The sequence below is a fragment of the Streptomyces zagrosensis genome, from assembly GCF_014203645.1.
GTDB lineage: Bacteria > Actinomycetota > Actinomycetes > Streptomycetales > Streptomycetaceae > Streptomyces > Streptomyces zagrosensis.
In genome coordinates, this window is sequence record NZ_JACHJL010000002.1 from 568290 (window position 1) to 580649 (window position 12360).

8 protein-coding genes and 1 CRISPR repeat array (1 of these 9 cut by a window edge) are annotated in these 12360 nt (G+C 68.3%); of the genes, 3 read left to right on the top strand and 5 right to left on the bottom strand.

Features of this window, described 5'->3' with window-relative positions; genetic code table 11:
* Positions 1-4: 4 nt before the first annotated feature.
* On the top strand, positions 5-1279 hold the full coding sequence (locus tag FHS42_RS38500; RefSeq protein ID WP_312866737.1) for an Lrp/AsnC family transcriptional regulator: 1275 nt from the start codon (positions 5-7) through the stop codon (positions 1277-1279).
* A 171-nt stretch (positions 1280-1450) separates the two neighbouring features.
* Here the strand turns inward: FHS42_RS38500 and FHS42_RS06055 are convergent, their stop codons facing one another.
* Positions 1451-4711, bottom strand: coding sequence for a S8 family peptidase (locus FHS42_RS06055; protein WP_184569458.1), 3261 nt, complete (start codon positions 4709-4711; stop codon positions 1451-1453).
* Between the two features lie 419 nt (positions 4712-5130).
* The gene (locus FHS42_RS06060) at positions 5131-5679 is read right to left on the bottom strand and encodes a DUF1062 domain-containing protein (RefSeq protein ID WP_184569459.1); all 549 of its coding nucleotides are present in this window, start codon (positions 5677-5679) and stop codon (positions 5131-5133) included.
* A 389-nt stretch (positions 5680-6068) separates the two neighbouring features.
* On the opposite strand from FHS42_RS06060, the gene FHS42_RS06065 reads away from it, so the two are divergent.
* Positions 6069-6518: a phospholipase gene (locus tag FHS42_RS06065; RefSeq protein ID WP_184569460.1), complete on the top strand. Its 450-nt coding sequence runs from the start codon at positions 6069-6071 to the stop codon at positions 6516-6518.
* Between the two features lie 108 nt (positions 6519-6626).
* Here FHS42_RS06065 and FHS42_RS06070 read toward each other — a convergent pair whose 3' ends face one another.
* The 3 genes from FHS42_RS06070 to pheA all read right to left on the bottom strand — a co-directional run bounded on the left by FHS42_RS06070 (position 6627) and on the right by pheA (position 10600).
* Positions 6627-7445, bottom strand: coding sequence for an HAD family hydrolase (locus tag FHS42_RS06070; protein WP_184569461.1), 819 nt, complete (start codon positions 7443-7445; stop codon positions 6627-6629).
* Positions 7442-8719, bottom strand: coding sequence for a serine--tRNA ligase (gene serS / locus FHS42_RS06075; protein WP_184569462.1), 1278 nt, complete (start codon positions 8717-8719; stop codon positions 7442-7444). Before serS ends, FHS42_RS06070 begins: the two co-directional genes overlap by 4 nt.
* Before the next feature lie 945 nt (positions 8720-9664).
* On the bottom strand, positions 9665-10600 hold the full coding sequence (pheA, locus tag FHS42_RS06080) for a prephenate dehydratase (protein ID WP_184569811.1): 936 nt from the start codon (positions 10598-10600) through the stop codon (positions 9665-9667).
* 481 nt (positions 10601-11081) lie between these two features.
* Between pheA and FHS42_RS06085 the strand changes: the two genes are divergently transcribed.
* Complete coding sequence (locus FHS42_RS06085) at positions 11082-11969, top strand: SIS domain-containing protein (protein ID WP_184569463.1); 888 nt, start codon at positions 11082-11084, stop codon at positions 11967-11969.
* A gap of 192 nt (positions 11970-12161) precedes the next feature.
* A CRISPR array of direct repeats spans positions 12162-12360; the repeat unit is 24 nt; unit sequence CACCCCCGCACGCGCGGGGACCAC (it continues 316 nt past the right edge of the window).

The window sequence follows — 12360 nt, forward strand, 5'->3', positions numbered from 1 at the left end:
GGTGGTGAAAACCGACGAGTTCGATGACCTAGATCGACAGCTCGTACATGCCTTGCAGCTCGACGGCAGGGCCCCCTTCGCGCGGATCGCCGAGGTGCTGGGCGTTTCCGACCAGACCGCGGCCCGCCGCTACACCCGGCTACGGACCAACGGCCAGGCGAAGGTGCTCGGCCTGCCCGATGCGGCGACGCTGGGGGAGGTGGTGTGGTTCGTGCGGGTGCAGTGCACTCCCGACTCGTCCGTAGCCGTCGCGGAGGCACTGGCCCGGCGCATGGACACGTCCTGGGTGAGCCTGATGTCCGGCGGTACGGAGATCGCCGTCGTCGTACGCAGCGGCAGCGAGCAGGCGAGTGACGCGCTGCTGCTGCGCGATCTGCCGCGTACGCCCCAGGTCGTGGGGATCACCGCGCAGTGCATGCTGCACCAGTTCTTTGGCGGGCCGCAGGGTCTGGTCAACAAGTCGGGTTCGCTATCGCAGCGGCAGGTGGAGCTGTTGCGCGCGGGGGCGCGGGGGCCTGCCCCTGAGCGGGCGGCCGAGCCCGCCTCGGAGGCGGCGCCGGACGTGGCGCGTGGCACCGGCGCCGCGGTGGGCCCGGGCTCTGAGTCCGACTCGCCCCGGTGCGCGTACGTGGTGGGACGCCCGGGCTCGTATGCGGCGGGGAGCCCGAGCCCGTACGTGGCGGGGAGCCTGGACCCGTACGTGGCGGGGAGTTCGGGCTCGTACGCGGTGGGGAGCTCGGACCCGTTGGCGGATGCTGGGCTCGGTCAGGGGCCGGCCCCGGCCGAGCAGGCGGAGTCGGCCGCTCCGGCGACACTCAGCGATGCCGACAAGCGGATGCTGGCGGTCCTGGGGATCGACGGGCGCGCTTCGATCGCCGAACTCGCCGCCGCGACCGCCTGGTCACCATCGACCGTACGTCGCCGGCTGGCCGAGCTACAGGCCCATGGCACGCTGTACTTCGACGTTGACTACGACGCGAGGCTGTTCGGGCTCGGCGCGAGGGCTGCCCTGTGGATGGCGGTGCCACCGTCCGCATTGCACGAGACGGGGCAACGGATCGCCGAACACCCGGAGATCGCGTTCTGCTGCGCGAGCACAGGAAAGCACAACCTCTTCGCCATGGTGATCTGTTCGGACGTACGGGCTCTCTACCGTTACCTCACGACACGGATCGCGGCCCTGCCCGCCATTCAGCAGCTGGAAACCCTGCCGATGATCCGGCGGGTCAAGGGGCCAGGACCGGTGCTCACGGGAGCGCCGACGCGGCGGCGGCGCTAGGTTTCCAGCTGGCGCATGATCACTGTCCGCGGAGCCAGCGGATGAGTGAGGCGATGCGACGGCGGGCTAGGTGTTCTGTCTCGGGAGGTTGTGGACGGCACTGGCCCGCCGGGATCACGCTCCCCGGCGGGCCAGTGCGCTAGTGCGTTGATGCGCTGACGCGCGCGGGTGTTATCGGGTGCGGTAGGCGTGGTGGATGGCCTGGCTCACCGTGTTGCCCTGCTTGTCGGTGGCGTCCGCCTTGAACGAAACGCTCTTGCCCGCGCCCGGGTTCTTCACCGACACCTTGCCGGCGCTGACGGTCAGCTTCTTCCAGTGCGCGCCGTTGTCATAACTGACGTACACGGCGAGGGACTTCAGATTCTTGCCGGCCGCGGAGCCCTGCACCAAAACGGGAACCTTGACCGTCGCCCCTGCCTTGGAGGTGCTGTCCGCCGCGAGGGCGGGAGAGAACCGCACCACCGAGGCCGGCAGCTTCACCTCACCGGTGGTCTTCTTCGAGGAGAAGGCCCAGCTACTGGTGATCTTGGTGGAGACACCGGCGACCTTGCTGCGGCTGACAGAGGTGCTGAGCTTGTACTTGGCCGCCCCCGCGGGCACCTTGAACACTCCGTTGCCGGTCAGCGGGTCGGCGTTGCTGCCCACCTTCTTGCCATTGCGGTAGAGGGTGGTCTGCACCTTGTCGTACGTCGATGCGCCGGAGTTGTTCTTACCGTCGGCGAAGAGCGGAAGTGCGCCGACGATCTCGTTGCCCTCCCGGAAGATGCCGTCTGTCGCGCCCAGCTTGGGGCCGAAGACCCCCACGTTGAGCTGCTGAGAGTAGGACTTGCCCGGTGTGAAGCGGAGTTCGTCGGTGCTGTAGTAGGCGTCGAGCTCGCCCTCGGTGTTGTCCTGCTCGAGTTCCAGCAGCCACCGGGGGCCCTTGCCGTTGACGTAGAGCGTCGCGGTGTGCGGCAACTTGGTGGGAGTGCCGATCACCAAGGAGCCCATGTCGCCAATGAGGGGATACGTGTACAGATAGCCGGTCTTGTTGGGCACCGAGGCGCCCAGCGTGGCGGTGACCTTGGCAAGGTCAGCGGTCTTGGCGTGCCGGACGAACCCGGTCGCCGCCTTGGTGGTGGGACCGCCGTAGGCCACGTGATACGCGGGGCTCTTCTCGTCCCGCTGGAAGGTGTTGGTGAACTGCTGGGACAACTCGCCGGCGGGAACAGCCGGGCCGATGTGTGCGGTCCTGAGGTTCTTGAAGGAGTCCAGTATCCAGCCCGTGCCGGCCGTGCCCCGGAGGACATCGACCTGCGTGAAGGCGAACTGCGAGGCTGCGCCCCGGTCCGGAACCGTCACGTCAATCGGCTTCGCGGTGCGCGCGTCGAGGGTCACCGTGGTGTTCTTGCCGACGACCAGCTTGGGCTGATTGAGCCAGTCGTAACCGTTGGCGCCAACCTCGATCGTCCCGCTGAGCAGGTAACGACCCGCGGGCACCCGGACCTTGCCGTCCTTGATGGTCTCATCGACGTTGGCGTACTGGCCCGTGGCAAGGCCGCTGACCCCGAACAGGCTGCTGTCGAAGGACTGCGCCGGCTTGCCGTCCCGGCCCAGGTGCTTGAGGGTCACTTCGTAGGACTCAACCTCGCGTTCCACCGCGGCGGCGGTACGCACGGTTTGCCCACCGGCCGTCGCGGTCACGTGTGCGCTGTACGAGCCGTCAACGGTGCCGCCGAGCCGGGTATCGGCGGACACGGACGTGCTCGCCGTGCCGTTCGCCGGGACGGTGAGCCGCTTGTCCTTGACGGTGAAGAAGCCGCTGGGGGCGGGCTTCCCCTTGGGGTCCGTGGCGGTCAGCGACACCTCCACGGTGACTGGTGTGCTGCCCAGGTTGCGGTAGGTCAGTTCCTTGCTCTGCGGCTTGTCGTCGGCGTGCGGCCACTGCTGCTTGTCGAAGGAGAGCGAGGCCGGTTCGGCGACCACCGACTGTGTGATGGCCTTGCGCAGGTCGATGCGGCCGGAGCCCTGCTCGAAGGCGGTGTACTTGCCCGGGATCGTGGAGCCGATCAGCGCGGCCTTGATCCGCGCACCGGTCCAGTCCGGGTGCTGCTGAGCGAGGATCGCGCCCGCGCCCGCGGCGTGCGGAGCGGACATGGAGGTACCAGAGATCGCCACGTAGCCGTCAGCTACCGGAGTGCCCTCCTCGGCGATCAGGCTGCCGGGCGCCGCCGCGGCGCCGATGTCCACGCCGGGCGCGGTCACATCGGGCTTGATGGCGCCGTCCCCCACCCGGGGGCCCTTACTGGAGAACTCGGCCAGCTTGTCCTTCTTATCGACGGCGCCCACGGTCAGTGCGGCTTCCGCGCTGCCGGGGGAACCGACGGTGCCGGAGCCCAACTCGCCTGAGTTGCCCGCCGAGATGGCGAACAGGATGCCGTTTTCGGCCGAGAGCTTGTTGACCGCAGCTTCCAGCGGGTCAAGGCCGGGTTCGTCGAACCCGCCCAAGCTGAGGTTGACCACGTCGGCCTTTTGGGCCGCAGCCCACTCCAGGCCCGCGATGATGCCTGAGTCCTCGCCGGAACCTTCGTCGTCCAGGACCTTGCCGTCGAGGATCTTCGCGCCGGAGGCGACGCCCCGGTACTTTCCGCCGGACTTCTTGCCGGTACCGGCCGCGGTGGAGGCCACATGCGTGCCGTGGCCCACGCGGTCCTTGGTGTCGGGGGACCCGGTGAAATTCTTCTCGGCGACTTGCTGGCCGGCCAGGTCCGGGTGCGTCTGATCGACACCGGTGTCCAGTACGGCGATCTTGGTGCCCTTGCCGTCGTAACCCGCCTTCCACGCCGCGGGTGCGCCGATCTGCGGCACGCTCTTGTCGAGGGTGGCCTTGCGGATGCCGTCCAGCCATACCGTGGCCACCCCGGAGGCCGCCGTACGGTGCGTGATGTTCCGGGAAGCGTTGGTCAGCGCCTCCCAGGCGGCCTGGGTGTGCTCGGGCGGCGTCGTCACCGCGTCGGCGTTGATGACCGGGAGCGTGCGCCGCAGCTCGGTGCCCTCCGCGGCGCGTAGTTCGCCCCTGGCCGCGGGGTGGTCGCCCCGGTAGCTGACGATGAGCCGCAGCCCCTCGCGTTGGCTCGCCACGTACTCCGGCTTGCTCAGTGTGGTGATGTCGAACAGCCGCTTGTCCACCGTGCCTTGGGCGATCAGGCGACGTGCGTCGAGCGGGATCGTATAGACGTGGCCCCCGCGCCGCTCTACCTGGACGGGGATGTGCTCGCGCCCCTTGGCCGGCTGGATGGAAGCCGGGCGGCCCTTGGCATCGACCGCGACCCGATCACCGGTGATGAGGGTGATCCAGGTGCGGGCGTCTGCGGCCTTGTGCTGCTTCCCCGCGTGCTTGACGGCTGTCGAAGCGGCGGGATTTTCCTGGGCTACAGCGATCGGGGTGGTCATCCCCGCCGCGAGTGCGGTGGCCGCAGCGGCGGCTACACCGGCGACCCATACAGCCCGTTTTCTTGTACGCAACTTTCCCCCAATGACAGTTCACGACAAGGGCCTTGTAGGCCCCTCGCATACCGTGCATGCACTCGAAGTATGTGATGGGTTGCGGCAGTTGCCCAAGGGGGTGGCGGAAACTCGAAGCGCCCCTGAAACAAAAGAGCTTGAAAGCGTTGGAGACGGTTGGCGGACCATATAGTTCCGTGCGATCGTGACCCGTTTCGACGCACTCGCCTCCCGCTACCGGGCCGGTTTCGAACTCGTCTCGCTCATCAACTAAGTCCTGCTGACGCGCATTGTGGCCCCGATCGGCCCCACCCCCGGGGGCCTGTCCGGCGGAACGTGCCGGACAGGCCCCCGGCCCCGCGGAGGGCTCAGCGCTTGAGCGTGAAGGTGAAGCCGCTGGAGAGCTTGCCGCGCAACCGAACTGCTGAAACGAGGCTCCCCTCCTCGATCAGTCGCTCGACCTCGGCCCGCGAAAGACCGCACCCATCAGCGATCAGTCGCACCGGTCGCACCGGTATCCGCGCCGCGAAGCGAACCGAGATGTCGATCACCTCGCGGCCCAGGTGATCCGATCCGCCGGTGTCCAGGCGCCAGGCGTTGTCCCAGTCGAGGGCGATGTGATTGCGGCGCTGCACCGTCGCGTCTTGGAGCAACTCAGTTGCCAGGCCAGGGTCGTTGCCATGCAGCCGGTCCAGCAACTCAGGCCGTACGGAGCGCACATTCGTCCGCTCCAGGACCGTGAGCTTTGACGTTTCTCCGCAAACGGTGCAGAGCGCGAGGAGCCAGGCGTCGATGAGCTTGTGGTGTGCGTTGACGCGAAACTTACCGCTTGACCGGAAGCGCTCGGACGCGCACGCGTGGCAACGGCGGCGGATGAGCGGTAGGCAGGTGGGCATGACCACCCAGGTGTTGAGCACAGAAGTACACCGGTTCCAGTGAGAAATCCACAGCAAAAAGGAGCGCGGCGCACACAGAGGCGACGCGCGACGATTTAGCGCTCGGGAGGACTCAAACGGTGTACAACGGGACGTCTTTCACTAGGTGCCGTGGTTCGGCAGCACGGTAATGGCCCACAGCGGCGCTGTGCCACTAATTTCCGAGCGGCAATCACGCTACGAAGCGAGTGGTTGCGTGCTGTTCATATGAACGACCGTGCATGACTCTTGTTGTTTGACAGGTACCTGCGAAACGCTGTTCCTCGCACACGGTTCTACGCGCAGTGTCTATGCGCGTATACGCCGTGTCGCTCACCCCTCACGCGTCGCTCGACCCGCACCACAACCACCGCTCTCAACGGAGGAACCCCATGCGCCGGTTGGTCGCCACCCTGTCCACCACCGCGGTTGCCACGGTCACCGCCGTGGCCCTCGCCTCGCCCGTCTCGGCTGCCCCCGCCGACAAGCCGCAGGTCCTTTCGGGCTGGACGCAGACCAGCGCGACCAGCTACAACACGTGGAACACCGCCCGGCAAAGCCAGGGCCAGTGGGCCGCGTACGGCTTCGACTGGTCCACGGACTATTGCAGCAGCTCGCCCGACAACCCGTTCGGCTTCCCGTTCCAAACCTCCTGTGCGCGGCACGACTTCGGCTACCGCAACTACAAGAAGGCGGGCTCGTTCAGCGCGAACAAGCCGCGGCTCGACAGCGCGTTCTACGAGGACCTGAAGCGGGTGTGCAACCGCTACAGCGGTGCGCAGGAGACAGCGTGCAACAGCACGGCGTGGACGTACTACCAGGCAGTCAAGCAGTTCGGCTGATGCGCCCGGGCCTTCCCTGGCGCTGCCCAGCCCGGGAAGAAGGCCGCCGGCAGGTGACGTGCCTGGCGGGCTCGTCCGGACGGCACGTGCCCGAGCCGGGCCCGCTCGCTACCCGAAAAGCGTCTCAAGCAGCACCGCGATGCCGTCGTCCTCGTTGGACGCCGTGATCTCGTCGGCGACGGCCCGCAGTTCGGGGTGGGCGTTGGCCATGGCCACGCCGTGGCCCGCCCAGCCGAACATCGGTATGTCATTGGGCATGTCACCGAAGGCGATCGTCTGCGCGGCGGTGACACCGAGGCGGCGGGCGGCGAGCGAGAGCCCGGTCGCCTTGGTCAGGCCGAGCGGCAGCATCTCGACTATCCCCGGGCCCGCCATCGTGACGCCCACCAGGTCACCCGCGACGGTGCGCGCGATGGCGGCCAACTCGTCGTCGCCGAGCGTCGGATGCTGGAGGTAGAGCTTGTTGATCGGCGCTTCCCACACCTCGTCCGGGCGCTCGAACGAGGACGCGGCCAGCGGCCCCTCCTGAATGCGATAGCCGGGACCGACCAGTACCTGCCCGTCGATCCCATCCCGGCTCGCGGCTAGGAAGAGCGGCCCCGTCTCCGTCTCGACCTTGGCGAGCGCGAGGGCTGCGACCTGCCGGTCCAAGGTGACGGAGGTGAGGAGTCGGCGCTCGCCCGCGTGGTAGACCTGCCCACCCTGCCCACAGACCGCGATGCCCTGATAGCCCAGGTCATCGAGTATGTGTCGGGTCCAGGGCACGGCACGACCGGTGACGACGATGTGCGCGGCCCCGGCCGCCGTAGCGGTGGCTAGCGCCGCCCGGGTGCGCTCGGAGACGGTCTCATCGGAGCGCAGGAGTGTGCCGTCGAGATCGGTCGCCACGAGCTGGTACGGGAGCTGGGGGCGCGGTATGTCGGTCACGCGGTGACCGGCTCAAGTACCTCGCGCCCACCGAGGTAGGGGCGCAGCACCTCGGGCACGGTGACCGAGCCGTCCGGTTGCTGGTGGTTCTCGAAGATCGCGACGATGGTGCGGGGCACCGCGCACAGCGTGCCGTTCAGCGTCGCCAGCGGCTTCACGTGCTTGCCGTCTCGCATCCGTACGGACAGTCGCCGGGCCTGGAACTCGTTGCAGTTCGACGCGGAGGTCAGCTCGCGGTACTTGCCCTGGGTCGGAATCCACGCCTCGCAGTCGAACTTGCGGGACGCGGACGCCCCGAGGTCGCCGGTGGCCACGTCGATCACCTGGAACGGCAATCCGAGCCCGGTCAGCCACTGCTTCTCCCAGTCGAGCAGCCGCTGATGCTCGGCCTCGGCGTCCTCCGGCGCGACGTAGGAGAACATCTCGACCTTGTCGAACTGGTGCACCCGGAAGATGCCGCGAGTGTCCTTGCCATAGGTGCCGGCCTCGCGCCGGAAGCAGGGCGAGAAGCCCGCGTACCGCAGTGGCAGCTTGGCCGCGTCGATGATCTCGTCCATGTGGTACGCGGCGAGTGCGACCTCGGAGGTGCCGACCAGGTAGTAGTCGTCCTTTTCGAGGTGGTACACGTTCTCCGCGGCCTGGCCGAGGAAGCCCGTGCCCTCCATGGCGCGCGGCTTGACCAGCGCCGGGGTGAGCATGGGAATGAATCCGGCGGCGGTTGCCTGGGCGATGGCCGCATTGACCAGGGCGAGTTCTAGGAGCGCGCCGACGCCGGTGAGGTAGTAGAAGCGCGATCCGGAGACCTTGGCGCCGCGCTCGGTGTCGATGGCGCCGAGGAGCTGGCCGATTTCCTGGTGGTCCCTCGGCTCGAAGCCCTCGGCGGCGAAGTCGCGCGGGGCACCGATGGTCTCCAGGACGACGAAGTCCTCCTCGCCGCCGACCGGGACGTCGGAGTGGACCAGGTTGCCGAGCTGGCGCAGCAACCGCTGGGTCTCTTCCGCGGCGGCGTCCTGAGCTGCGTCGGCGGCCTTGACGGCGGCGGACAGCTCGCCGGCCTTCGTCAGCAGCTCGGCCTTCTCGTCGCCGGTGGCCTTGGGGATCAGCTTGCCGAGCTGCTTCTGCTCGGAGCGCAGTTCATCGAAGCGGACGCTGGACGACCTGCGCCGTTCGTCGGCGGAGAGCAGTGCGTCGACGAGGCCGACGTCCTCTCCACGGGCGCGCTGAGACGCGCGCACACGGTCGGGGTCCTCACGGAGCAGGCGAAGGTCAATCACTCCTCCAGGTTACCGGTGCGGGCTCCGACACCTCGACGCGATATTCCGTTGCGCTCGCATTTGCCCATTTTTGCACCGAAGAGAAGGTCGAGCGAGGTGAGGGTGCTTGCACCCTTGATGGCGCGAGAATACGTTCTCCGGCGCGTCAAGAATGCGCGACGCATTCGCTCTCCCGAGGCATGTAGATGCGCCAAGGTGGCTGATTTCCGCTGTGGATGGGGGAGTTGGCGAGCCTAGGTTGTCCACAGGGGCGCAGCTCCGGGGGTGACTTATCCACAGGCTGTGTGCACAATCTGTGGACTTTCTGGTCGGACATATCGACCAAGAATTGCTGGACCATGGATTCCCCAGCCGTCGCCGCCTCACACCCTCTTTCGAGTGAGTTCGGTCCCTTCTTGGGAGTTGATTCATCGCGGACCAAGAAAGCGTGGGCGTTGTGGGAGAGCTGCTGGGGTGTGTGGTGGATTGTGTTAGTTGGGGCATTTGTCTATTAGGTCGGAATCGCCTTGTCGACTTATTCACAGGTCGAGTCGAGGCTGTGGATAACTCCGCTGCGGTGTGGATGGCCATGCTGGGCGAAGGGGGCCGGCGCAGGTCGCTGGGGGCCGTCGCGGTTGCGGGTGGGCGTGGACCGGTGCGGGTGCGCGGGCGGGCGGCGGTGGTGGTTGCGGGGCCGTCGCGAGCGGGCGTGGGTAGGCGGCGGCATACGGCGGGAGCCGCTCCCCTATCTGGTGCTCCAACCGCAGACCGGCTCGCCACACCTGACGTCAGGGCAGTGCGCGCGCCACCAGCAGCCCGACGCCAGCGGCTCCCGTACGCCCCGTATCCGCGTACACCGGCATGCGCAGGCGCCGCGTTACTGCTGCCGGTGCTGCGTTCGCGTTGCGGGCTGTTGGCGCCGCGTTTGTGTTGCGGGTTGCGGGCTTCGGGCTGCGGCCCGTTGGCTCAGGCCCGGCCGTCCTGGCAGCGCGCCAGCCAGTCGGTAGCCGCCGCGAACTCCGCGTCCGTTGTGCCATTCCGCAACTCGGCGACGTCGGCCAGGTCCACGCCCGCACGCGGGTACGAGCCGAGGAAGCGCACCTTCGGGCAGGTCCGCTTCAACCCCATCAGGGCCTCGGCGACCCGGCGGTCGGTGATGTGGCCCTCGCAGTCCACGGAGAAGCAGTAGCGACCGATGCCCTCACCCGTGGGACGGGACTCGATGCGCATCATGTTGACGCCGCGCGCCGCGTACTCCTGGAGCAGTTCGAGCAGCGCGCCCGGGTGGTCGTCGCCGAGCCAGATGACAACCGAGGTCTTGTCCGCGCCGGTGCGCGACGCGGGCCGGGCCGGGCGGCCCACCAACACGAAGCGGGTCTGGGCGTTCTGTGCGTCGTGAATATCCGAGACCAGCGGCACCAAGCCGTACGTCGGCGCCGCAAACTCACCCGCGAACGCCGCGTCGTAACGCCCCTCTTGCACCAGGCGCGCGCCGTCCGCGTTGGACGCGGCCGACTCCCAGACGGCTTCGGGCAGGTGCTCCGCCAACCACTTGCGTACCTGGGGTTGGGCCACCGGGTGGCCGGTGACCGTCTTGACGTCGCTGAGCTGTACGCCAGGGCGTACGAGCAAGGCGAACGCGATGGGCAACAACACCTCGCGGTAGATCATCAGCGGCTCGCCGGTGGCGAGTTCATCGAGCGTGGCGGTCACGCCGCCCTCGACGGAGTTCTCGATCGGTACGAGCGCGGCGGCGGCCTCCCCCGACCTGACGGCATCCAACGTGGCCGGCACGGACACCATCGGAATCAGCTCCCGGGTGGCCGCCTCGGGCAGCGTGCGCAGTGCAGCCTCGGTAAACGTGCCCTCGGGGCCGAGATACGTATAGCGGCTGGGCGACATCACCATGGCTCCTCGCGATCTGACGTCCGGTGGGTGCGTCGCCGCGAGGGGTGGTGGCATGCGGGGTGGTGGCGCGCGGCCGGGGAGAAAACCCCCGCCGCATGACACCCCCTGCGCGCCTGGCGGCGTGGTGCGCTTGCCTCGCGGCGTACGGCCCGTGGATCTGGTGGGAGATCGCCACGATACCCGCGCGCCGCGACCTGATCAGCCGGACCGCCCCGTACGCGGTCAGTCGGGCAGTTCGGGGGCAGCCAGTCGGCAGCTCGGGCGCGGCTCCGGGCGCGCCACCGCGGGCAATGCCGTACGTCTTCGGGAGCGCCGAGTGGGGGCGCTGCCGTCCGTGGTGTTGTCCGGCCTCGCGCATTGGGTAGCTGTCTTCTGCCTCATCGCACCACTTTCACTGAGTCGTAATGCTTGAAGCTGTTCGAAACGCTCGCCTAGACTGCATCATCAAACATCCCCCTCTCGCTTCGGAGTAGACGTGACGCATGTCGAGAAGGAACTGGCCAGTCAGCCCGCGTGCTGGAGCCGCGCGGCCGAACTGGCCGACGCGCAGCGCGACGCGCTCCCCGAGCGAGGGGAGCGGATCGCGGTCGTAGGGTGCGGGACCTCGTACTTCATGGGCCAGGCGTACGCCGCCCTGCGCGAAAGCTCCGGGCAGGGTGAGACGGACGCGTTCGCCGCCTCCGAATTCCCGGCGACCCGCCGCTACGACCGCATCGTGGCGCTGAGCCGCTCCGGCACCACCACGGAGGTGCTCGATTTGCTGGCGCGGGTGCGCGATGGCGGTGCCCGTACGACGGCGATCACGGCGGACCCGCAGACGCCGGTGATGGAGGCCGCCGACCAGGTGATCGTGCTCGACTTCGCCGACGAGCGCTCCGTCGTACAGACCCGGTTCGCCACCTCCGCGCTCACCCTGCTCCGCGCACACCTGGGCCTGCACACCGAGGCCGCGGTACGGGACGCGCAGACCGCAGTCACCGAACCGCTGCCGGAAGGGTTGGTGGACTGCACACAGTTCGCCTTCCTGGGCCAGGGCTGGACGGTCGGTCTCGCCAACGAGGGCGCGCTCAAAATGCGCGAGGCGGCCCTCGCCTGGACGGAGTCGTACCCGGCGATGGAGTACCGGCACGGCCCGATCAGCATCACCACCAAGGGCACCGCGACCTGGATGCTCGGCACCGCGCCGGACGGCCTGGCCGACCAGGTACGGGAGACCGGTGCCCAGTGGGTGGCCGGCGGCCTTGACCCACTGGCGGAGCTGGTACGAGTGCAGCGCCTCGCCCTAGCCATCGCCGACCGCCACAGCCTCGACCCGGACAACCCGCGCAACCTGACCCGCTCGGTGATCCTTGGCGCGGGCTGAGCGACGCAAGTAGGCTGGTGGGCCTGCGCGTTGACCCTGTATGGGCTGGCCGTATGCCGTATGCCGTATGCCGTATGCCGTATGCCGTTGGCCGCTCGCTGTCGCTGGTGAGCGGCCGACGATGGTGGGGGCTTGCCCTGTTGGTGCGGGGACCACCGACGTCATCGTTTTGATGTACGCCCTGGGTAGGAGCACCCCCGCACGCGCGGGGACCACCAAGAACTTCCGGGTGGGGGAGAGCCAGCTCCAGGGACCACCCCCGCACGCGCGGGGACCACGGCAGCTCCTTCAGCACGGCGTCGATGGACCGGGGACCACCCCCGCACGCGCGGGGACCACCGACCACGTGGACGAAGAGATGACGTTCCTTGAAGGATCACCCCCGCACGCG